This is a genomic window from Pseudomonas sp. Irchel 3A18 (assembly GCF_900187465.1).
Taxonomy (GTDB): Bacteria; Pseudomonadota; Gammaproteobacteria; order Pseudomonadales; family Pseudomonadaceae; genus Aquipseudomonas; species Aquipseudomonas cichorii.
This window is the reverse complement of the sequence record NZ_FYDI01000003.1, coordinates 393,445-413,087: the sequence shown is the minus strand read 5'-3', so window position 1 is coordinate 413,087 and position 19,643 is coordinate 393,445. Positions and strand designations below refer to the sequence as shown.

The 19,643-nt window shown below is 58.6% G+C and carries 24 protein-coding genes and 1 other RNA gene; 14 read left to right on the top strand and 11 right to left on the bottom strand.

All coding sequences use genetic code 11. The features are described 5' to 3' along the window. The first annotated feature begins 135 nt into the window (after positions 1-135). The 3 genes from CKW23_RS07545 to CKW23_RS26450 are packed head-to-tail and all read left to right on the top strand — an operon-like array spanning position 136 to position 1,616. A complete protein-coding gene (locus CKW23_RS07545; RefSeq protein WP_095067330.1) occupies positions 136-819 on the top strand; it encodes an energy transducer TonB in 684 nt (227 codons plus the stop codon). After that, complete coding sequence (locus CKW23_RS07540; RefSeq protein ID WP_256590429.1) at positions 820-1,464, top strand: energy transducer TonB; 645 nt, start codon at positions 820-822, stop codon at positions 1,462-1,464. Between the two features lie 14 nt (positions 1,465-1,478). Next, a complete protein-coding gene (locus CKW23_RS26450; RefSeq protein ID WP_159918419.1) occupies positions 1,479-1,616 on the top strand; it encodes a hypothetical protein in 138 nt (45 codons plus the stop codon). A 446-nt stretch (positions 1,617-2,062) separates the two neighbouring features. Here the strand turns inward: CKW23_RS26450 and CKW23_RS07530 are convergent, their stop codons facing one another. After that, the gene (locus tag CKW23_RS07530; protein ID WP_095067329.1) at positions 2,063-3,040 is read right to left on the bottom strand and encodes an NADPH:quinone oxidoreductase family protein; all 978 of its coding nucleotides are present in this window, start codon (positions 3,038-3,040) and stop codon (positions 2,063-2,065) included. Positions 3,041-3,171: 131 nt separating this feature from the next. Between CKW23_RS07530 and CKW23_RS07525 the strand changes: the two genes are divergently transcribed. After that, the gene (locus tag CKW23_RS07525; RefSeq protein ID WP_025258004.1) at positions 3,172-3,579 is read left to right on the top strand and encodes a flagellar basal body-associated protein FliL; all 408 of its coding nucleotides are present in this window, start codon (positions 3,172-3,174) and stop codon (positions 3,577-3,579) included. A gap of 5 nt (positions 3,580-3,584) precedes the next feature. Here the strand turns inward: CKW23_RS07525 and CKW23_RS07520 are convergent, their stop codons facing one another. Next, on the bottom strand, positions 3,585-4,034 hold the full coding sequence (locus CKW23_RS07520) for an EVE domain-containing protein (RefSeq protein ID WP_025258005.1): 450 nt from the start codon (positions 4,032-4,034) through the stop codon (positions 3,585-3,587). Positions 4,035-4,222: 188 nt separating this feature from the next. On the opposite strand from CKW23_RS07520, the gene CKW23_RS07515 reads away from it, so the two are divergent. After that, positions 4,223-4,375 (top strand): hypothetical protein, encoded by a 153-nt coding sequence (locus tag CKW23_RS07515; protein WP_038399728.1) that lies wholly within the window; start codon positions 4,223-4,225, stop codon positions 4,373-4,375. A gap of 51 nt (positions 4,376-4,426) precedes the next feature. Here the strand turns inward: CKW23_RS07515 and CKW23_RS07510 are convergent, their stop codons facing one another. From CKW23_RS07510 to CKW23_RS07495, 4 genes are all read right to left on the bottom strand, one after another. Continuing rightward, the gene (locus CKW23_RS07510) at positions 4,427-5,047 is read right to left on the bottom strand and encodes a 5-formyltetrahydrofolate cyclo-ligase (RefSeq protein ID WP_095067387.1); all 621 of its coding nucleotides are present in this window, start codon (positions 5,045-5,047) and stop codon (positions 4,427-4,429) included. Between the two features lie 91 nt (positions 5,048-5,138). Continuing rightward, a non-coding RNA gene (gene ssrS / locus CKW23_RS07505) (6S RNA) lies at positions 5,139-5,317 on the bottom strand. A 30-nt stretch (positions 5,318-5,347) separates the two neighbouring features. Then, positions 5,348-5,677 (bottom strand): cell division protein ZapA, encoded by a 330-nt coding sequence (locus CKW23_RS07500; RefSeq protein WP_025258007.1) that lies wholly within the window; start codon positions 5,675-5,677, stop codon positions 5,348-5,350. After that, entirely contained in the window at positions 5,674-5,883 is a 210-nt protein-coding gene (locus tag CKW23_RS07495; protein ID WP_025258008.1) for a TIGR02449 family protein, read from the bottom strand. The genes CKW23_RS07500 and CKW23_RS07495 overlap by 4 nt, the downstream gene beginning before the upstream one ends. Before the next feature lie 148 nt (positions 5,884-6,031). Here CKW23_RS07495 and CKW23_RS07490 point away from each other — a divergent pair, with 148 nt between their 5' ends. The 8 genes from CKW23_RS07490 (at position 6,032) to gcvH (ending at position 14,935) form a co-directional block, all read left to right on the top strand. After that, positions 6,032-6,586, top strand: a complete 555-nt coding sequence (locus CKW23_RS07490) for a YecA family protein (RefSeq protein ID WP_025258009.1) — start codon at positions 6,032-6,034, stop codon at positions 6,584-6,586. 74 nt (positions 6,587-6,660) lie between these two features. After that, a complete protein-coding gene (gene pepP, locus CKW23_RS07485; protein WP_025258010.1) occupies positions 6,661-7,995 on the top strand; it encodes a Xaa-Pro aminopeptidase in 1,335 nt (444 codons plus the stop codon). Beyond that, positions 7,992-9,179, top strand: a complete 1,188-nt coding sequence (ubiH, locus tag CKW23_RS07480) for a 2-octaprenyl-6-methoxyphenyl hydroxylase (protein ID WP_025258011.1) — start codon at positions 7,992-7,994, stop codon at positions 9,177-9,179. The genes pepP and ubiH overlap by 4 nt, the downstream gene beginning before the upstream one ends. 51 nt (positions 9,180-9,230) lie before the next feature. Then, positions 9,231-10,451 carry a 2-octaprenyl-3-methyl-6-methoxy-1,4-benzoquinol hydroxylase gene (locus CKW23_RS07475; RefSeq protein ID WP_025258012.1) on the top strand — a complete coding sequence of 407 codons (1,221 nt, stop codon included), beginning with the start codon at positions 9,231-9,233 and terminating at the stop codon, positions 10,449-10,451. A 125-nt stretch (positions 10,452-10,576) separates the two neighbouring features. Then, positions 10,577-11,578 carry an extracellular solute-binding protein gene (locus CKW23_RS07470; protein ID WP_025258013.1) on the top strand — a complete coding sequence of 334 codons (1,002 nt, stop codon included), beginning with the start codon at positions 10,577-10,579 and terminating at the stop codon, positions 11,576-11,578. Positions 11,579-11,655: 77 nt separating this feature from the next. Next, complete coding sequence (locus tag CKW23_RS07465; RefSeq protein WP_095067328.1) at positions 11,656-13,272, top strand: iron ABC transporter permease; 1,617 nt, start codon at positions 11,656-11,658, stop codon at positions 13,270-13,272. Positions 13,273-13,420: 148 nt separating this feature from the next. After that, positions 13,421-14,503: a glycine cleavage system aminomethyltransferase GcvT gene (gene gcvT, locus CKW23_RS07460; protein ID WP_025258015.1), complete on the top strand. Its 1,083-nt coding sequence runs from the start codon at positions 13,421-13,423 to the stop codon at positions 14,501-14,503. A 45-nt stretch (positions 14,504-14,548) separates the two neighbouring features. Further along, positions 14,549-14,935 (top strand): glycine cleavage system protein GcvH, encoded by a 387-nt coding sequence (gene gcvH / locus CKW23_RS07455; protein WP_025258016.1) that lies wholly within the window; start codon positions 14,549-14,551, stop codon positions 14,933-14,935. Between the two features lie 53 nt (positions 14,936-14,988). On the opposite strand, the gene CKW23_RS07450 is transcribed toward gcvH, so the two are convergent. The 5 genes from CKW23_RS07450 to CKW23_RS07430 all read right to left on the bottom strand — a co-directional run bounded on the left by CKW23_RS07450 (position 14,989) and on the right by CKW23_RS07430 (position 19,032). Beyond that, complete coding sequence (locus tag CKW23_RS07450; RefSeq protein WP_025258017.1) at positions 14,989-15,309, bottom strand: DUF2388 domain-containing protein; 321 nt, start codon at positions 15,307-15,309, stop codon at positions 14,989-14,991. 57 nt (positions 15,310-15,366) lie between these two features. After that, a complete protein-coding gene (locus CKW23_RS07445) occupies positions 15,367-15,819 on the bottom strand; it encodes an NfeD family protein (protein ID WP_025258018.1) in 453 nt (150 codons plus the stop codon). Between the two features lie 10 nt (positions 15,820-15,829). Continuing rightward, positions 15,830-16,750, bottom strand: a complete 921-nt coding sequence (locus CKW23_RS07440; RefSeq protein WP_025258019.1) for an SPFH domain-containing protein — start codon at positions 16,748-16,750, stop codon at positions 15,830-15,832. A 39-nt stretch (positions 16,751-16,789) separates the two neighbouring features. Next, positions 16,790-18,574, bottom strand: coding sequence for a GspE/PulE family protein (locus CKW23_RS07435; protein WP_025258020.1), 1,785 nt, complete (start codon positions 18,572-18,574; stop codon positions 16,790-16,792). Between the two features lie 110 nt (positions 18,575-18,684). Continuing rightward, positions 18,685-19,032, bottom strand: a complete 348-nt coding sequence (locus CKW23_RS07430; RefSeq protein WP_095067327.1) for a hypothetical protein — start codon at positions 19,030-19,032, stop codon at positions 18,685-18,687. Positions 19,033-19,159: 127 nt separating this feature from the next. On the opposite strand from CKW23_RS07430, the gene CKW23_RS07425 reads away from it, so the two are divergent. After that, the gene (locus tag CKW23_RS07425) at positions 19,160-19,630 is read left to right on the top strand and encodes an Lrp/AsnC family transcriptional regulator (RefSeq protein WP_025258022.1); all 471 of its coding nucleotides are present in this window, start codon (positions 19,160-19,162) and stop codon (positions 19,628-19,630) included. The last annotated feature ends 13 nt before the right edge of the window (positions 19,631-19,643 follow it).

Below are 19,643 nucleotides of genomic sequence, written 5' to 3'. Positions count from 1 at the left end.
ATGCCGTCATTTTTTTTTGGGATTGCTCCTACGTTTGAATGGGATTGCATGTCCTTATGAGCACTGAGGGAGCCTTCTACTATCGCGGTCACTACGCCATGCAGGCGTTCATATCGCGGTTTTCAGGGGGTGTGTATGAGGTTTATTGCGTTTGTTTTTGTTCTTTTGCTGCCTCTTTCGGTGCAGTCTGCCGATGCCTTGATTGTCCCCCTGTTTACCCCCAAGCCTGTATATCCGCCAGCATTGATCAGAAGCCGATACACCGGAAAGGTACGGGTTCAGTTGGTGGTGAGTTCTGGCGGGAATGTGCAGGACGTTCGGGCGATAGAGAGCGGGCATCCACAATTGACTGAGGCTGCTGTGGGGGCTTTGGCTCAATGGCGCTATCGCCCATGGGCTGGAACCGTGGGCGCCCCACCGCAAATCAGCATCATGATCCCTGTCATTTTTGGATCTCACGGAAACAGGCATTTCAATCAGGAAGTCGATGTCGGCCTGAGCAATATCCGCTGTGCCTATTTGAATAACGAAGTCGATACGCAAAACAGAGACTTTCCGGAAGAGCCTTTAAATAAAGTCGACGTGTTCTGGTACACCGGTCAGTTTTTATTCAGTAGCTATGCGGCTCTTCTGCGTAGCGAGGATGAGCGCAAGGTCTTGCTTGAGCAGTTGGGGCGGTTGGTTCCAGAGATTGTGAAAAGCTGCCGGCTTAATCCACAGCACAGGTATGGCGACTACCTTCCTGTTTCTATCAAGAGCCTGTTGAGTGGGCTGGCACAGTCAGACGATGTGCCTGGCGCATTGCAAGGAGCCTTGTGAATGCCGAGCAGATTCCATGGGGTTGGTGTGCTGTTTACAGGTCTTTTGTTTGTGGGGTGTGTCACCGCGGAAGGCTCATACCCGGTGCCACTGTCTATGCCGGACATCGAGTATCCAGAGGAACTGAGCGGTTCGTCTGCAAAAGGCGAGGTCGTTGTACGGATCTTCATTCAGGCCGATGGCGGGGTGCGATTCCTTGAGGTGCTTGATGCTACCGAGCCCCGATTCGTGGAGGCGACCAAAAAGGCTGTTGAACAATGGCGTTTCGAGCCCTGGACGCCACCCGCCTCCAATCCAGAGGGGGAGGCAGTAAAAGTCACCTACCGCTTTTTAGGAAGACCGTATAAAGAACCGTCGCCGACAGCCAATGTCGAGTTAAAGAAGGTGGCATGCCGTCAGCTCAACAAGGAAGCGGAGAGCAACTGGCGCAAAAGCGGCCGCGCTCATGAGGCTGAAACCCTGGTCCGAACGGAGTTCTATCTTTCCAGTGGCAATGTCATCTATCCGTTTCTTTCAGGCGATGCGCGGGAGGCGCTGGTTATGGAATTTATTAACGCAATTCCGGGCATCCTGAAAAACTGCCAGAAAAATCCCCAAAGAAACTATGTGGATTATCTGCCGGAGAATGTCAGGCGGAATTTGTAGGCGGGATTTCGCGAATGAATATCTCTTTAGCGATCTGCCCGGCCTTTTCCAGCCCTTCGGCAGGGGCGGGCAAACTACCGGACGTGTTCGATGCGGCGATTGCCGACCACAATCGCTCGGTACTAGCTCGTGGCGATAGAGCATTGTTCTGACGGGCTTGCGACATCCGGGCGTGATGCTCGGACAACTCCGTAGAACGCTGTTCCAGAAATGCTGCCGACTCGGCGAGAAGCCTGGCTTCATGCTCATTGTTGACGGCATCCGCCCAGGCCTGATGGGCCTGTTGACGGGCGCGAGCATGCAGTCGTCGACGCCGTCTTCTTCGGCTTGAAGAGCCCGTATTAGTGAAACCCCGATCAAAGAAACCGGTATTTTGAGGTGCAGGATTGCTACTGGGGGTGATGTTTACCGTTCCAGTTGTATTGTCATGCAGTACGTTGGTTTGTCGCTTCCTTCGTGTAGCCATACAAATCTCCTTGTTTGTATGGCTGGACGTTACGAATTTGCTGTCGGACGACGCGGTATATGTTTGTTGTTTTTGATGGCCGTGAATTTATTTAAGTTGGTTTGTCAGAACTCTGTCTGTTTACCCTCCATATCAACCAACCTCCACCACCACCTTCCCCACCGCACTCCTTTTCCCCAACACCTCAATCGCTTCTGCGCCTCTTTCCAGCGGGTAAACCTGCGACACCAATGGTTTCAACTTTCCTTCTGCATACCAATCAAACAATTGCTTGAAGTTCGCGGCATTGTCTTGTGGTTGTCTTTGCGCGAAGGAGCCCCAGAATACGCCGACCACTGATGCGCCTTTCAATAAGGCGAGGTTTACGGGCAGTTCGGGAATGCGGCCGCTGGCGAAGCCGACGACCAGCAGGCGGCCGTTCCAGGCGATGGAGCGTACGGCCTGGTCGAAGAGGTCGCCGCCGACCGGGTCGTAGATGACGTCGACGCCGTTGCCTGCTGTCAGGCGTTTCACTTCGTCCTTGAGGCTGGTTTCGCTGTAGTTGATGAGTTCGTCTGCGCCGGCATTTCTGGCGACTTCAAGTTTTTCGGCGCTGCTGGCGGCAGCAATGACGCGAGCCCCTAGGGCTTTGCCGATTTCCACGGCGGCGAGGCCCACGCCGCCGGAGGCTCCGAGCACCAGCAGGGTTTCGCCGGGTTGCAGGTTGGCGCGTTGTTTGAGGGCGTGCATGGAGGTGCCGTAGGTCATGCTGAAAGCGGCGGCGGTGGTGAAGTCCATGGCTTCCGGGATCGGCAGTACGTTGTAGCCCGCTACGGCAACCTGCTCGGCGAAACTGCCCCAGCCGGTGAGGGCCATGACCCGGTCGCCGGGTTTGAGGTGGGTTATCTTTTCACCGACCTGCGAGATGATGCCTGCTGCTTCGCCGCCCGGTGAAAACGGGAAAGGCGGCTTGAACTGGTATTTGCCTTCGATGATCAGCGTGTCCGGGAAGTTGACGCCAGCAGCCTGTACATCGAGCAGGATTTCGTTCTTCTTGATGACGGGGCTGTCGACGTTTTCCAGGACCAGGGTGTCGGCAGGACCGAAGGCTTTGCACAGCAGGGCTTTCATCGGGCTATTCCTTTTCCAGTAATGGCCGATAAGGTCGGATATGCAGGTTTTCGGGTCAATGAGCATGGCCCGGCCTTATAAGCGTGTATAAGCTGTAACCTACGCGGGCAACCCGTATTAAGGAGTGGACTGTGAAAGCGTGGATCTTGATGTTGTTGGCCTTGTCGTTGCCTGCCCTGGCGCAGGAAGAAGCCAAAGAAGGTGAAGGCGAGCCCAAGGCGGCTTATGTGTCTCTGACGCCTCCGTTTGTGGGTAACTATGCCCTTGATGGCGGACCGAAGTTGCGCGTCTACAAGGCTGATATCGCCCTGCGCGTTACCGGCGCCGATGCCCAGGCGGCGGTCAAGCGTAATGACCCGCTGATCCGTAATCTGCTGGTTGCCCTGTTTACCCAACAGACCGTCGATTCCATGAGCAGCGCCGATGCGAAGGAAAAGATTCGTCAGGAAGCACTCAAGCAGGTCCAGCAAGTCATGACCAGTGAAGAGGGCAAGCCGATTGTTGAAGACTTGCTGTTCAACAACTTTATCGTTCAGTAACGCCCTCAGCGCAGTGCCAGGATCGCCGACCATTGTTCGGCGGTCACGGGCATCACAGACAGTCGGCTGCCTTTCTGCACGAGAGGCAGTTGTTCAAGCGTCGCTTGTTGTTTCAGGTAACCCAGCCCCAAAATTTTCGGGAAGATTTCCACGAAGGCGACATCGATTGCGCTCCATGGATTCTTTTCGGCGCTGGCCTTGGCGTCGAAGTAGTGACTTTCCGGCTCAAGGGCCGTGGGGTCCGGGTAGGCCGCCTCGATAATCCTGCCGATACCGGCAATTCCTGGCTCCGGGCAACTGGAGTGATAGAAAAAGAACTCGTCACCCACCGCCATGCTGCGCAGGAAGTTGCGGGCCTGATAGTTGCGCACGCCATCCCAGCGGGTTTTGTCGAGGCGTTGCAGGTCACTGATCGAGAGTTCGTCGGGTTCTGACTTCATCAGCCAATAGGCCATCGGGTGTTCTCCATGGAAATACACACCATCGGGATGTTTTTATGACAAACCGACAGTCGGTTGGCGCCACTATTTGCGTACTGGTTCACGTTATCGCAAAATGCCGCCTTTTTAAGCACCCTGCTGTTACATGGCCTTTACGAGAGCGGCTGTTGGCAGCGTATTGATTTGTCGAAGGAGGGCAGTCAATGAAACGCAAGCCGGATTTACTGTGGGTTTTAGTGGCATTGTTCGGCTTGGGTATCGTGACTACCGGTTATGCGCAGAGCCTGTGGGCCAACAAGGTGGATGCACCTGTCGAGATCACTCAGCAGCAACAAAAGGTGCCCGGGCGGCATTGATGCTTTAAGCTTCTTTCTTTTCCGGGGGCTATGCCTGTAGCTCCCGTCGCGTCACTTCTCTTCTTCCTGTTGTGCCAGATACCAGCGGCTGTCCGATACCGTGCCTTGCAGCGGAACATCCCAGCTTGCCTGCGCGAGCCGTTCGACTTTCTGACACTCATGGGCCAGGCCCAGCAGCAGCGGTTTTTTCCAGGTTTTTCGGCGTGCCAGATACACCAGGCTGCGGTCATAGAAACCGCCGCCCATTCCCAGGCGTCCGCCTTCGTCATCGAATCCGACCAGAGGCATCAGGATCAGATCCAGTGCCCAGATCCTGCGTTGCCGTGCGCGATTGATACGCGGCTCCGGGATGCGAAAACGGTTGGGGATGAATTTCTCGCCAGGGCGCACGCGCTGGAAAACCATCTTGGTACGTGGCCAGGCATCGAGCACCGGCAGATAAGTCGCCTTGCCCCGACGTTGGGCGGCCCGCAGCAAAAGCCGGGGATCGATCTCGCCGTCCATGGGCAGATACAGCGAGACATGCCGGGCGCGGCGAAACAGGGGATGTTGTGCCAGTTGGCGATACAGGCCGCGAGCGGCTGCGCGTTGCTGGCCAGGACTCAAGGCACGACGCGCCTTGCGTAGCTGGCGGCGCAGTTGCGGGCGTGTGATTGTCGGGTTGCTGGTCATGAGCGCAAGGTCATGCAGGCTGATCCGTGAGGTTGAAACCAGATACGGAATCGACATTGCCAGACAGCTGGACTGGCAATGGATTGAATGAGGACTCCCCGACGAACCGCTGTCGGTGTAGCCCTTGAACCCGAAAGTTCAAGGTGGTGATTGCAGGAGGTCTTAAGGCTTTCCGTCAAGCGGACATGCACACCGACCCCAACGTGCAACCCCCGTGGTTGTGCGTATCGGCTCAGGGACATGACCGACTGGCAAGCACTCCAGGGAGCGGCGCAAGTATACAGAAACGTCTGCAAATAATCAGCTACGAGGTGAATCGGGTGTTGTCGGGGTGTCTGTGGCCAGCACCAGATCGACTCTTTCCAGCAAGTCGCGCACCTGTTCGCGGGTCGAACCGCTGGTTTGCACGTCAGGCAGATTCTGTTTGTGCAGCAGGTCGTGAGTGATGTTCAGGGCAGCCATGACCGCAATGCGGTCTGCGCCAATCACTTTGCCGCTGCTGCGGATTTCACGCATCTTGCCATCCAGGTAGCGGGCGGCGCTGACCAGGTTGGTGCGCTCTTCCTGAGGGCAAATGATCGAATATTCCTTGTCGAGGATTTGAACGGTAACGCTGTTGCCATTACTCATGAGTCTTGCTCCAGGGCCTTGAGGCGCGAAATCATGGACTCGACCTTCTGCCGGGCGATTTCGTTCTTTTCGATGAGGTGGGCGCGTTCCTCGCGCCAGGATTTTTCCTGAGCTAATAGGAGTGCATTTTGGCTTTTAAGTTGCTCAATGTGTTTGAGCAGCAATTCCAACCGGTTCATCAGGGCTTGCAGATCGGTGTCTTCCATTGTTTTCCACTGAATACTTTCTGATGAATGGCACGGAGTGAGGTAACGCCACTGCCTCTAACCGCCGTGTTGATGATCTTGTTGCGCGGATAGTCTAGGATACAAGGCCTTCATTCTAGACATTGCGCCGTTTGGCGACTAGCTGCCCATGCCCATTCAGAATTCCCCGTACAAAGCATTTGCCACTCTGCTCAATACCAGTGGTCATCCTGTTTCCCCTGCCGAACTGCACGGCCTGTTGCTGGGGCGCAGTTGTGCCGGTGCCGGCTTCGATAGCGAAGGCTGGTTTGCCGATGCTTCCGTACTGCTTGAAACCGAGCCTGAGGACAATGTTCGCCAGGCGCTGATTGGCTTGCAGGAGATGGTCAAGGGCGAACTCACCGGCGATGACATGACGGTCGTGCTGTTGCTGCCCGGCGATGACGAGCCGCTGACCGAGCGCGCTGCTGCACTGGGTCAATGGTGCCAGGGTTTCCTGTCGGGCTTTGGCCTGGCGGTCGGAGATGCGGTGCTGAGCATCGAAGCCACTGAAGTGTTACAGGACTTGGCTGCAATCGCTCAGGTTCAGGATGCACTGGAAGAATCCGAAGACGGCGAAAGCGATTACATGGAAGTCATGGAATACCTGCGCGTCGCACCACTGCTGCTGTTCACCGAGTGCAGCAAGGCCGTTGCGCCACAGCCCAAGCCTTCCCTGCACTGATTGCTCATCACGGCGCGCCGGCAGGGTTTCTACAGACCTGACCGGCTCGCTCCACCAAGGGACCCCGTCTGCCCATGATCTCTATCCCGAAGTCCGAATACGCCCGCCGACGCAAGGCCCTGATGGCCCAGATGGTGCCCAACAGCATCGCCATTCTTCCGGCCGCGGCTGTTGCGATTCGCAATCGTGATGTCGAGCATGTCTACCGGCAGGACAGCGATTTCCAGTACCTGAGCGGCTTTCCCGAGCCCGAAGCTGTGGTGGTGTTGATTCCGGGGCGTGAATATGGCGAGTACGTGCTGTTTTGTCGTGAACGCAACCCGGAGCGCGAGTTGTGGGATGGCCTGCGTGCAGGCCAGGAAGGCGCCATTCGTGATTTCGGTGCAGATGATGCGTTTCCGATCAACGATATCGACGACATCCTGCCGGGCCTGATCGAAGGGCGCGAGCGGGTTTACTCGGCCATGGGCAGCAACCCTGAATTCGACCGGCATCTGATGGAGTGGATCAACACCATTCGCTCCAAGGCGCACCTGGGTGCGCAGCCGCCGAACGAGTTCGTTGCGCTGGATCATCTGCTTCACGACATGCGCCTGTATAAATCGGCAGCGGAAGTGAAGGTCATGCGTGAGGCAGCACAGATTTCTGCACGCGCCCATATCCGGGCGATGCAGGCCAGCCGTGCGGGGCTATATGAATTCAGCCTGGAAGCCGAGCTGGATTACGAGTTTCGCAAGGGCGGGGCAAGGATGCCGGCCTACGGGTCCATCGTCGCGTCGGGCCGTAATGCCTGCATCCTGCACTATCAGCAGAACGACGCGCCGCTCAAGGAGGGCGATCTGGTGTTGATCGACGCCGGTTGCGAGATCGACTGCTATGCCAGCGACATCACTCGCACCTTTCCGGTCAGCGGGACATTCTCGGCAGAGCAGAAGGCAATCTACGAACTGGTGCTCAAGTCTCAGGAAGCGGCGTTCGCGGCCATCGGACCGGGCAAGCACTGGAACCAGGCACACGAGGCGACGGTCAGGGTTATTACTGCCGGGCTGGTTGAGTTGGGCCTGTTGCAGGGCGATGTGGACGAGTTGATCGAGACCGAAGCGTACAAGCCGTTCTATATGCACCGTGCCGGGCACTGGCTGGGCATGGACGTGCATGATGTCGGCGAATACAAGGTCGGCGGCGAATGGCGGGTACTGGAGGTCGGCATGGCGCTGACCGTGGAGCCTGGGATTTATGTCTCTCCCGACAATCAGAACGTCGCGAAAAAATGGCGAGGTATCGGTGTGCGAATCGAGGATGACGTAGTGGTGACCAAGAAGGGGTGTGAAATTCTTTCTGGCGGCGTGCCCAAGACTGTCGCTGAAATCGAGGCCCTGATGGCCGCTGCACAGGCTCAGGTCGCATGAGCCGCTTCAATCTTGCCATCATCGGTGGCGGTCTGGTGGGTGCCAGCCTCGCTCTGGCCTTGCAGGCGGGCGCCAAGGCGCGCGGTTGGAAAATCGTCCTGATCGAACCTTTCGCCCCCGGCGACAGCTATCAGCCCAGCTACGATGCACGCTCTTCGGCGCTGTCGTTCGGGGCGCGGCGCATTTATGAACGCCTTGGCCTGTGGCATCAGATTACCCGGCGCGCCGAACCCATCATGCAGATTCAGGTGTCCGATCGCGGGCGCTTCGGTGCGACCCGTCTTGCTGCCATGGAAGAAGGCGTGCCGGCGCTGGGTTATGTGGTGGAAAACGCCTGGCTGGGCCAATGCTTGTGGGCGGGGCTGGATCGGGAGGTCGTGACATGGCGCGTGCCCGCCGAGGTTACGCACATGCAGGCCCTGGCCGGCGGCTATCGATTGACCCTCAATGACGAAACCGAACTGGAATGTGATCTGGCGGTGCTGGCCGATGGTGGCCGCTCCAGCCTGCGCGAACAGTTGGGTATTGGCGTGCGCGAACGCTCTTATGATCAGAGCGCCTTGATCGCCAACATCACCCCGAGCGAAGCCCATTGCGGACAGGCGTTCGAGCGCTTCACCGATGACGGTCCCATGGCTCTGTTGCCATTGCCGGAAAATCGCTGCGCGCTGGTCTGGACCCGCAAGGGCAACGACACCCAGCGGCTTGCGGCGCTGGATGACCGCAGCTTCCTCAGTGAACTGCAGAATGTATTCGGTTACCGCCTGGGCACCTTGCGTCAGGTCGGTTCGCGGCATGTGTATCCGCTTTCCCTGGTGGAAGCCGAAGAGCAGGTTCGTTCGCATCTGGTCGTGCTGGGCAATGCCGCCCACAGCCTGCACCCGATTGCCGGTCAGGGGTTCAACCTGTCGCTTCGTGATGCCGACGCCCTGGCTGAAGCATTGCTGGAAAGCGACAAGTCGCCGGGTGATCTGGCGACTTTGTTGGCCTATCGTGAAAGGCAACGCCTCGATCAACAGATGACCGTGGGCTTTTCCGACAAGGTCACCCGCCTGTTCGGCAGCACACAGCCTGTGGTCACCGCAGGCCGCAACCTGGGGTTGCTGGGGCTGGACCTGCTGCCGCCCGCCAAACGCTGGTTCGCCCGTCAGGCCATGGGCCTGGGGACTCGATCCGATGTGTGACCCACAAACTTTCAGAACACGGCCACGGCCGCAAGCGAGAACGATCTAAGCATGGAAACCCGCGCAGATGTGCTGATTGTCGGAGCCGGAATGGTCGGCAGCGCCCTTGCATTGGCCTTGCAGGGCAGCGGCCTGGATGTGGTGGTGGTCGATGGCGGCCCGCTGAGCGTCAAACCCTTCGACTCGCAATCGTCCTTCGAGCCCCGCGTCAGTGCTCTGTCGGCAGCCAGCCAGCGGATTCTGCAGCGTCTTGATGTCTGGGAAGGCATCACCGCCCGTCGCGTCAGCCCTTATGGGCAGATGCATGTGTGGGACGGCAGCGGCACTGGCGAAATCCATTTCTCAGCGTCCAGCGTGCATGCTGAAGTGCTGGGTCATATCGTCGAGAACCGTGTGGTGCAGGACGCTCTGCTGGAACGACTGCACGACAGCGATATCGGTTTACTGGCCAATGCCCGTCTGGAGCACATGCGTCATTCCGGTGACGACTGGCTGCTGACCCTGGCCGACGGTCGCCAGTTGCGTGCGCCGCTGGTCATTGCTGCCGATGGTGCCAATTCGGCTGTACGCCGCCTGACAGGCACACCGACCCGCGAGTGGGATTATCTGCATCACGCCATCGTCACCAGCGTGCGAACGGCCGACTCCCATCGCAAGACCGCCTGGCAGCGTTTTACCGACGATGGTCCGCTGGCGTTCCTGCCGCTGGAGCATGAAGAAGAGCACTGGTGTTCCATCGTCTGGTCGGTGACGCCGCTTGAAGCCGAGCGCCTGATGGCGCTGGATGACGAAACCTTCTGCCGCGAACTGGAGCGGGCTTTCGAGGGCCGTCTGGGGCAGGTGCTGACTGCCGACCCGCGAGTGTGTGTGCCGTTGCGTCAGCGTCACGCCAAGCGCTATGTCGCGCCGGGGCTGGCGCTGATTGGCGATGCCGCCCACACCATTCACCCGCTGGCCGGTCAGGGCGTGAACCTGGGCTTTCTCGATGCTGCCGTACTGGCTGAAGTGTTGCTGCATGCCGCTGAGCGTGGTGAGCGGCTGGCCGATGTCCGTGTGCTCGGCCGTTACGAGCGCCGCCGCATGCCTCACAACCTGTCATTGATGGCGGCCATGGAAGGTTTCGAGCGCCTGTTCCAGGCCAATCCGCTGCCGTTGCGCTGGTTGCGCAACACGGGTTTGAAGCTGGTCAACCAGATGCCGGAAGCCAAGGCCATGTTCGTGCGCGAAGCGTTGGGATTGTCCGGAGAGCTCCCGGAACTTGCCCGCCTGTAGGGGCGAATGAATTCGTTCCTACAGGGGTTTGAAACATCTGGTAACGCCTCGGGTGGTAGTTCGATTGTGATCGAAAATGGGATTAACTACCATTTCGCCTCATTTTTTGAACGCGAGAGACTCCCATGCAGGCTAGCAAGCGTCTTCTGGCTGCTTTGACACTGACCGTGCTCGGCAGCACTGCCCAGGCTGCCGATGAGGTCGTGGTGTACTCATCGCGTATCGATGAGCTGATCAAGCCTGTCTTCGATGCCTACACGGCCAAGACCGGTGTGAAGATCAAGTTCATTACCGACAAGGAAGCCCCGCTGATGCAGCGCATCAAGGCCGAAGGCGAAAACGCCACGGCTGACCTGCTGCTGACCGTCGATGCCGGTAACCTCTGGCAGGCCGAGCAGATGGGGATTCTCCAGCCGTTCACCTCGCCGGTGATCGACGCCAATATCCCGCCCCAATATCGTTCCTCCAGCCATGCCTGGACCGGCCTGAGCCTGCGGGCGCGGACCATCGCCTACTCGACGGATCGCGTCAAGCCTGCCGAACTGAGCACTTACGAAGCCCTGGCAGACAAGAACTGGGAAGGGCGCCTGTGCCTGCGCACGGCCAAGAAAGTCTATAACCAGTCCCTGACGGCGACCCTGATCGAAACCCATGGCGCCGAAGCATCCGAGAAGATTCTCAAGGGTTGGGTCAATAACCTGTCCACCGATGTGTTCTCCGATGACATCGCGGTGCTTGAGGCAATCAATGCCGGGCAATGCGACGTCGGTATCGTCAACACCTACTACTACGGTCGCCTGCACAAGGAAAACCCGGACCTGGCGGTGAAGCTGTTCTGGCCGAACCAGTCGGACCGCGGCGTACACGTCAACCTGTCGGGTATCGGCCTGACCAGGCATGCACCACACCCCGAAGCTGCCAAGGCGCTGGTGGAGTGGATGACGGGGCCAGAGGCACAAACCATCTTTTCCGGTACTAACCAGGAGTTTCCGGCCAACCCGAAAGTCGCGCCATCGGCAGAGGTTGCGAGCTGGGGCGCGTTCAAGGCTGACACCATTCCGGTCGAAGTGGCGGGCAAGCGTCAGGCCGAAGCGATTCGCATGATGGATCGTGCTGGCTGGAATTGATTTAATACCCGCCACACCCTCGTAGTGGCGAATTCATTCGCTCCTACGAGGTTCTCCATGATTTTTGAGAATCCCCCTTGGCCCATCCCGTCCAACGCCGCTGGTATCCCCTGGTTTTTGCCATCGCCGCTTTGGTGCTGCTGCCGCTGAGCGTGCTGTTGCTGTCCTGGGAGACCATCGACCGGGAGATCTGGTCCCATCTTCTGGAAACCCAGATGGTTCGCCTGCTGAGCAACACGCTGATTCTGGTGCTGGGGGTTGGCGTCGGTGTCACGGTGCTGGGCGTCAGTCTGGCGTGGCTGACCAGCCTTTGTGAGTTTCCCGGCAGACGCTGGCTGGACTGGGCCTTGATGCTGCCGTTCGCGATTCCTGCGTATGTGCTCGCCTTTGTCTTTGTCGGCCTGCTGGATTTCTCCGGCCCGGTGCAAACCCTGATGCGGGAATGGTTTGGCAGCGGCCTGCGACTGCCTCGGGTGCGTTCCACGGGCGGGGTGATCATCGTTCTGGTGCTGGTGTTCTATCCCTACGTCTATCTGCTTGCGCGCACGGCTTTCCTGGCCCAGGGCAAAGGCCTGATGGAAGCTGCGCGGGTGCTGGGGCAGTCGCCGTTGCAGGCTTTCTGGCGTGTGGCGCTGCCCATGGCGCGTCCGGCAATCGGCGCCGGTGTGGCGCTGGCGCTGATGGAGACCCTGGCGGATTTCGGCGCGGTGTCGGTATTCAACTTCGATACGTTCACCACCGCGATCTACAAGACCTGGTACGGTTTCTTCAGCCTGTCCAGCGCGGCGCAGTTGGCGAGCCTGTTGCTGTTGGCAGTCATGGTGGTGCTCTATGGCGAACGCCGCGCCCGTGGGGCCGGCCGCACGACCAACGAACGACCGCGAGGCAAGGCGCTCTATCACCTGCGTGGTATTAAAGCGCTGGCGGCCAGTAGCTGGTGTGGGCTGGTCTTCGTCTGTGCGTTTGCCGTGCCCATGCTGCAGTTGATTGTCTGGGTCTGGCAGCGGGGCCGTTTCGATCTGGATGAGCGTTATACCGGCCTGATCCTGCATACGCTGTATCTGGGCGGCATCGCTGCGCTTATAACCGTCGGCGTGGCGCTGATCCTGGTCTTTGCCCGACGCATGGCGCCAACCCCGGTGATTCGCTCCGGCGTGAGCCTGGCCAATCTCGGCTATGCACTGCCCGGTTCGGTACTGGCTGTTTCTATCATGCTGGCCTTCAGTTACCTGGACCGGCAGCTGGTGATCCCACTCTCCGGCTGGCTGGGCGGGGCCGGCAAGCCTTTGCTGCTGGGCAGCCTGTCAGCGCTGGTGCTGGCTTATCTGGTGCGCTTCATTGCAGTGGCCTATGGGCCGCTGGAAAACAGCCTTTCACGCATCCGGCCCTCGCTGCCGGAGGCGGCCCGCAGCCTTGGGGTCAGCGGGCCAAAGTTGTTTTTCAAAGTGTATCTGCCGCTCCTGATTCCGGGCGCACTGAGCGCGGCGTTATTGGTCTTTGTCGACGTGCTCAAAGAGATGCCCGCCACCTTGCTCATGCGTCCGTTTGGCTGGGATACCCTTGCCGTGCGCATCTTTGAGATGACCAGCGAGGGCGAGTGGGCGCGTGCTGCACTGCCCGCGCTGACACTGGTACTGGTCGGGCTGTTGCCCGTGATCGGGTTGATCCGGCGATCGGCGCGTCAGATTGGTTAGTCACTCCCCATACGGCTACAATGCGCCGCAATCGGTGCGGTCTGTCAGACCGTTCGGCGCGCTGTCATTTGCTGCATACCTCTATTCACGAGGGGCTTGCCTTTGATCTGCCTGTCCGCACCTTCGCCACGCCCGGAAGGAGAAACCCATGGGACAGCGTACCCCACTCTTTGACCTGCACCTCGCGCTTGGCGCGAAGATGGTCGATTTTGGTGGCTGGGACATGCCGTTGCATTACGGATCGCAAGTCGAAGAGCATCATCAGGTACGCCGCGATTGCGGAGTGTTCGATGTCTCTCACATGCATGTGATCGATGTCATGGGCAGTCAGGCAAAGGCCTGGTTGCGTTACCTGCTGGCCAACGACGTAGAACGGCTGAAAAGTCCGGGACGTGCGTTGTACAGCGCCATGCTCGATACCCGTGGCGGTATCGTCGACGACATGATCGTCTACCTCACCGCCAGCGGTTATCGCCTGGTGGTCAATGCGGCAACCGGTGCCAAGGACATGGCCTGGATGCAATCGCACCTCACCGGTTTCGATGTGCAACTGATCGAGCGCACGGGGCTGTCCATGCTGGCAATTCAAGGGCCACGGGCCAGAAGCCGGATTGCCGAACTGGTGTCCAGCGCTCGCGCCGAAACCATTCATCAGCTCAAGTATTTTGAAGCCCGTGACGATGGCGACTGGTTCATTGCCCGCACCGGCTACACCGGTGAAGACGGTCTGGAAATCATGCTGCCAGCCGAGCAGGCTCCCGGTTTTTTCAACGATCTGGTCGGCGCAGGCATTTCCCCTGTCGGTCTGGGCGCACGAGACACATTGCGTCTTGAGGCAGGCATGAACCTGTATGGGCAGGACATCGACGAAAACGCTTCGCCGCTCGTCTCGAACATGGCCTGGACCATTGCGTGGGAGCCGGCAGAGCGTGATTTCATCGGTCGCGATGCACTGGAAAGCGAGCGTGCCGCAGGCGTGGCCTCGAAACTGGTGGGGCTGGTGCTCGAAGAGCGCGGCGTGTTGCGGGCGCGTCAGGTCGTGCGTATCGCAGAAATTGGCGAAGGAGAGATCACCAGTGGTAGTTTCTCTCCTACGCTAAGCAAATCGATTGCCCTGGCACGTGTTCCGATGGCGACTGGCGACCGGGCCGAAGTCGAAATCCGCGGCAAATGGTATCCGGTGCGTGTCGTGCAGCCAGCGTTTGTACGTCATGGCAAAACCCTGATCTAACCTATCTGGCGGGTTTTCCGCTGACTCGATGTAGAGGATGACTAAATGAGCAATATTCCCGCCGAACTGCGTTTTGCCGAAAGCCACGAATGGGCGCGTCTGGAATCCGACGGCACGGTAACCGTGGGTATCTCCGATCATGCTCAGGAAGCGCTGGGCGATGTGGTGTTCGTCGAGCTGCCGGAAGTGGGCAAGGTTTTCGCCGCCACTGACGCTGCTGGTGTGGTCGAGTCGGTCAAGGCTGCTTCCGATATCTACTCGCCTGTTGCGGGCGAAGTCATTGCGGTCAATGAAGAATTGGCCGACGCTCCGGAATTGCTGAACAGCACTCCGTACGAAGCCTGGATCTTCAAGCTCAAGCCAAGCGATGCCACCGCCGATCTGGCAAAACTGCTGGATGCTGCCGGTTACAAAAACGCCATCGGCGAGTAACCCCCGGGGCAAAAAAATGCCGCTCGAATGAGCGGCATTTTTCATGGGGCCGATTACTGGTTTTCAGCGACCAGGTTCTTGGCCAGAATCGCGTTGGCCAGTTCCATGTCCGTGGCTTTCAGGCCAGGATTGTCAGTGCGCACCTGCTGGATAGCCGCTTCCAGGAATGGGCCGCGGATGCCGCCATTGCTGGCGACGAAGCTGCCTGCGTCATCCTGTGCGGCGACGATCAGCTTGTGATCCTTGAAGGTCAGGTAAGTCGAACCGGTGGTGGCACCGGAAGAAATCACGTTACGCCAGAAACCGTCGGCCATCGCTGAACCGACCGGAAGTGACAGTAAGGCACATGTGATGACAGCAAGTTTGAGACGCATGGTGTACTCCGACTGTGGTTGTTCTGAGGGGTTGGATAGCCGGAGCAGCACATGAGTTCAATTTAAGTCGAGGGCCTCGACCTTCAAGATCACACCGTCCTGACCAATGACCTTGACCAGGCTGCCCTCAGGCGCGTCCGGTCCTGTCACGATCCAGACGCTGTCAGCCGCCTTGATCTTGCCCCTTCCATCGACAATGGCGGTCTGGACGGTGAAGGTGCGCCCTATCAGTTCCTGCCCGCGCATGTTCAGCCCTGGCTGATCCGATGGACGGGCCACGCTGCGTTGCCGATGCCACCAATAGGCGGCAGTCAGCACGGAAAACAGGGCGAAAAGCAGAAACTGCAAGGCCCATGGCATGCCGGGCATGACGAAAGTCAGGACGCCGACCGATGCTGCCGCAATGCCGATCCACAGCAGATACCCGCCTGCACCGAACACCTCAAAGATCAACAGCACCGTGCCCAGCCCGAGCCAGTCCCAGGCCGACAGGTTTTGCAGGAAATTCATCGTCCTTGCCTCAGGCTTTCGGGTTGTTGAAGGTGGCTTTGACGATTTCTCCGATCCCGCCCACCGCACCGATCACCTGGCTGGCCTCCAGCGGCATCAGGATGACTTTGCTGTTATTGGCAGAGGCCAGTTTGCCCAGTGTCTCGACGTACTTCTGGGCGACGAAGTAGTTGATGGCCTGTACGTTTCCGCCAGCAATCGCTTCGGATACCACTTGGGTGGCCCGCGCTTCAGCTTCGGCCTGACGTTCCCGGGCTTCAGCCTCCAGAAATGCGGCCTGACGACCACCCTCGGCTTCCAGGATCTGCGCCTGCTTCTTGCCCTCAGCGGTAAGAATCGCAGAGGCGCGCAAGCCTTCGGCTTCCAGGATTTGCGCACGCTTGATCCGCTCGGCCTTCATCTGGCCGGACATCGCCGCCATCAGGTCTGCGGGTGGGCTGATGTCCTTGATTTCGATACGGGTGATCTTGATGCCCCAGGGCGCGGTGGCTTCATCGACCGTGCGCAGCAGGCGCTCGTTGATGTTGTCACGCTGACTGAGCATCGCATCCAGCTCCATGGAGCCGAGCACGGTACGGATGTTGGTTTGCAGCAGGTTGCGGATGGCGTGTTCGAGGTTGTTCACCTCATAAGCGGCCTGTGCCGTGTTGACCACCTGAAAGAAACATACGGCATCGATCTGCACGGTGGCGTTGTCGGCGGTGATGACTTCCTGGGGTGGAATATCCAGCACACTTTCCATGACGTTGATCTTGTGCCCGATGCGGTCCATCACGGGCACAATGATATTAAGGCCCGGTTTCAGGGTGGTCGTGTAGCGCCCAAAGCGCTCAACCGTCCACTGGAAGCCTTGCGGCACAACCTTGAAGCCCATGAAGACAATCGCAACTGCCAAACCTACGAATAACAGCACTACACTGCCGATTTGCATAACCTTTCCCTGTCGATTTCTGATGTTGAGTTCGTTTCTTTAGCGCTGCTCGCTCTGTGGCGTGACACGCAGCACTTCCTCCAGGGTCGTCAGCCCTGCCGAGACTTTTTGCGCGCCGGACAATCGCAGGCTGCGCATGCCCTCCTTGAAGGCCTGCCGACGCATGGCGGTCAGGTCCAGGTCGGCGCTGATCAAGGCTTTGACGCTGTCGGACATAAGCATGATCTCGTAGACGCCGGCGCGTCCACGGTAACCTGTTTCACGACATTCCACACAGCCGACGGCCTGATGTGCGCCGCTTGGCACGGGAGCCTGCCAGGGGCGTGTCAGGGTCTGCCAGTCGGTTTCATTCAGGTTGATCGGAGCCTTGCAGTGCGGGCACAAGGTACGCACCAGACGTTGCGCCATGACACCCAGAATGGTGGCCTTGAGCAGGTAATGCGGTACGCCGAGCTCCAGCATACGGCTGATGGCGCTGGGGGCATCGTTGGTGTGCAGGGTCGAGAGCACCAGGTGGCCGGTCAGCGCGGCCTGAATCGCCATCTCTGCGGTTTCCAGGTCACGAATCTCGCCGATCATGATGATGTCCGGATCCTGCCGCATCAGGGCTCGCACACCACTGGCGAAGGACAGGTCGATATTGTGCTGGACCTGCATCTGATTGAAGGCGGGTTCCACCATCTCGATGGGGTCTTCGATGGTGCACAGATTGACCTCGGAGGTCGCCAGCTTCTTGAGTGTGGTGTAGAGCGTGGTGGTCTTGCCCGAACCGGTCGGGCCGGTGACCAGAATGATGCCGTTGGGCTGATTGGTCATGCCCTGCCAGCGTCGCAAGTCATCGCTGGAGAAGCCCAACTGATCGAAATCCTTGAGCAGCACTTCGGGGTCGAAGATCCGCATCACCATTTTTTCGCCGAACGCGGTGGGCAGGGTCGAGAGCCGTAATTCCACTTCGCCGCCATCGGGCGTGGTGGTCTTGACCCTGCCGTCCTGCGGCTTGCGCTTTTCCGCGACGTTCATCCGGCCCAGGCTTTTCAGGCGGCTGACCACCGCCATGGTGACCTGTGACGGGAACTGGTAGACGTTATGCAGCACGCCATCGATACGAAAACGCACGGTGCCTTGCTCGCGGCGTGGCTCGATATGGATATCGCTGGCGCGTTGCTGGAAAGCGTACTGGAACAGCCAGTCCACGATATTGACGATATGCGCGTCGTTGGCGTCGGGTTCCTGATCGCTGGCACCCAGCTTGAGCAGTTGTTCGAAGTTGCCCATGTTGCTGGTTTTCAGATCTGTCGCATTGGCACCGCTGACAGATTTCGCCAGCCTGAAGAACTCCACCGTCACGCGCTGGATATCGACCGGGTTGGCCACCACGCGCTTGATAGTCAGCTTCAGCACATGGGCCAGGTCCTCTTCCCAGGCGCGCACATAAGGTTGCGCGCTGGCGATGGTCACGGATTCGCGATCCACGGCCACGGCGAGGATTTTGTGTCGCTGGGCAAAGGCATACGACATCAAGGGCATAACGGCCGCGACATTGATTTTCAGCGGATCGATACGCATATACGGCTGGTCACATTGCTGTGCGAGCCAGTTGGTCAGGGTTTCCAGGTCGAGCTTCTTGCCTGCGCGCTTGAGGTCATCGAACTGCAGGGTCGCAATGAACTCCAGCGGATGAAGCTGGATATTGGCCGCGCTACGGCGCTGGGTGAGGGCTGTTTCTGCATCGTTCTGACTCAGGACGCCTTGGGCGACCAGATCACGTAGCAGGTCGTTCAGATCGAGCCAGCGATCCTGTGACGATGGGGCGAGGACTGCCATGCGCGCTCCTTGAGGCAATTCATCATCGGACGATGAGCAAGAATAGCCCTCAAGCGTGACAGTGTTGAGCCCTCTGTGCGACCGGGAATTACGAATGTTTGCGAGACACTTCAGCCAGCGACCAGTGCAACATGCTGATGAGCGGCTTGCGGGGTGTGGATTTGCTCCAGTTCCACCGAGCATACATCGATCAGATTGCGCATTTTTTCGCCAATCACCTGAGCTCGATGCCAGCTCAGCCCGTCGACTGTGACATCAATGGCCATCAACCCGTCCTGCCGTGAAACAATGGCGTTCTGTGGTGTCAGGTATTGCATCGCAAACAGATTGAGTACCTGACACAGCAGAGCCGGTTCGGCCTCGGCCAGAACCTGATAGCGCGCGCAGCAGGACGTTGTGGCGGGTGACCAGGTGTCTGGGCGAAGTTCCGGTGCTGCAACGGCTTCGAGGTTGGGCATACTGGCCTCTCCTGTATTGAATGGAGGAATTCTTGCACGCCGAAACGGAAATTTCTGGTCTATGATCAATAGGTTTAGGCTTTTTTGGAATTGTTAATGCGCAATATGGATTTTAAAGGGATTGTTTATGCAAGTTGAGCTGGATGCTTACGACCGCAAGATATTGGCATTGCTTCAAGAGGATGCCTCGCTCTCCAGTGCCCAGGTTGCAGAGAAAGTGGGTTTGTCGCAGTCGCCCTGCTGGCGGCGTATACAGCGGCTGAAGGATGAGGGCGTGATACGGCGCAATGTGACACTGCTGGACCGCAAGAAAATCGGCCTCAACACGCAGATCTTTGCCGAGGTCAAACTCAACGCCCACGGACGCTCGAACTTCACCGAATTCACTGATTCGATCCGCGGCTTCCCTGAGGTGCTGGAGTGTTACGTGCTGATGGGCTCTGTGGACTTCCTGCTGCGCATCGTGACGTCGGATATCGAGGCGTATGAGCGGTTTTTCTTTGAAAAACTGTCGCTGGTGCCGGGTATTCAGGAAGTGAACTCGACCGTGGCGTTATCCGAGATCAAGTCCACAACCAGTTTGCCGATTGTGAAGTAGGGTTTCTTCGCGA

Bases quoted from the DNA above. Each gene is read 5' to 3' on its own strand.
- CKW23_RS07490 (WP_025258009.1), top strand. From the start codon at position 6,032: ATGCCCATTCAGAATTCCCCGTACAAAGCATTTGCCACTCTGCTCAAT.
- CKW23_RS07435 (WP_025258020.1), bottom strand. From the start codon at position 18,574: ATGGCAGTCCTCGCCCCATCGTCACAGGATCGCTGGCTCGATCTGAAC.
- CKW23_RS07440 (WP_025258019.1), bottom strand. From the start codon at position 16,750: ATGCAAATCGGCAGTGTAGTGCTGTTATTCGTAGGTTTGGCAGTTGCG.
- pepP (WP_025258010.1), top strand. From the start codon at position 6,661: ATGATCTCTATCCCGAAGTCCGAATACGCCCGCCGACGCAAGGCCCTG.
- CKW23_RS07445 (WP_025258018.1), bottom strand. From the start codon at position 15,819: ATGAATTTCCTGCAAAACCTGTCGGCCTGGGACTGGCTCGGGCTGGGC.
- CKW23_RS07430 (WP_095067327.1), bottom strand. From the start codon at position 19,032: ATGCCCAACCTCGAAGCCGTTGCAGCACCGGAACTTCGCCCAGACACC.
- CKW23_RS07500 (WP_025258007.1), bottom strand. From the start codon at position 5,677: ATGAGTAATGGCAACAGCGTTACCGTTCAAATCCTCGACAAGGAATAT.
- CKW23_RS07425 (WP_025258022.1), top strand. From the start codon at position 19,160: ATGCAAGTTGAGCTGGATGCTTACGACCGCAAGATATTGGCATTGCTT.
- CKW23_RS07540 (WP_256590429.1), top strand. From the start codon at position 820: ATGCCGAGCAGATTCCATGGGGTTGGTGTGCTGTTTACAGGTCTTTTG.
- gcvH (WP_025258016.1), top strand. From the start codon at position 14,549: ATGAGCAATATTCCCGCCGAACTGCGTTTTGCCGAAAGCCACGAATGG.
- CKW23_RS07475 (WP_025258012.1), top strand. From the start codon at position 9,231: ATGGAAACCCGCGCAGATGTGCTGATTGTCGGAGCCGGAATGGTCGGC.
- CKW23_RS07515 (WP_038399728.1), top strand. From the start codon at position 4,223: ATGAAACGCAAGCCGGATTTACTGTGGGTTTTAGTGGCATTGTTCGGC.
- CKW23_RS07470 (WP_025258013.1), top strand. From the start codon at position 10,577: ATGCAGGCTAGCAAGCGTCTTCTGGCTGCTTTGACACTGACCGTGCTC.
- CKW23_RS07450 (WP_025258017.1), bottom strand. From the start codon at position 15,309: ATGCGTCTCAAACTTGCTGTCATCACATGTGCCTTACTGTCACTTCCG.
- CKW23_RS07520 (WP_025258005.1), bottom strand. From the start codon at position 4,034: ATGGCCTATTGGCTGATGAAGTCAGAACCCGACGAACTCTCGATCAGT.
- CKW23_RS07530 (WP_095067329.1), bottom strand. From the start codon at position 3,040: ATGAAAGCCCTGCTGTGCAAAGCCTTCGGTCCTGCCGACACCCTGGTC.
- gcvT (WP_025258015.1), top strand. From the start codon at position 13,421: ATGGGACAGCGTACCCCACTCTTTGACCTGCACCTCGCGCTTGGCGCG.
- CKW23_RS07545 (WP_095067330.1), top strand. From the start codon at position 136: ATGAGGTTTATTGCGTTTGTTTTTGTTCTTTTGCTGCCTCTTTCGGTG.
- CKW23_RS07495 (WP_025258008.1), bottom strand. From the start codon at position 5,883: ATGGAAGACACCGATCTGCAAGCCCTGATGAACCGGTTGGAATTGCTG.
- ubiH (WP_025258011.1), top strand. From the start codon at position 7,992: ATGAGCCGCTTCAATCTTGCCATCATCGGTGGCGGTCTGGTGGGTGCC.
- CKW23_RS26450 (WP_159918419.1), top strand. From the start codon at position 1,479: ATGAATATCTCTTTAGCGATCTGCCCGGCCTTTTCCAGCCCTTCGGCA.
- CKW23_RS07510 (WP_095067387.1), bottom strand. From the start codon at position 5,047: ATGACCAGCAACCCGACAATCACACGCCCGCAACTGCGCCGCCAGCTA.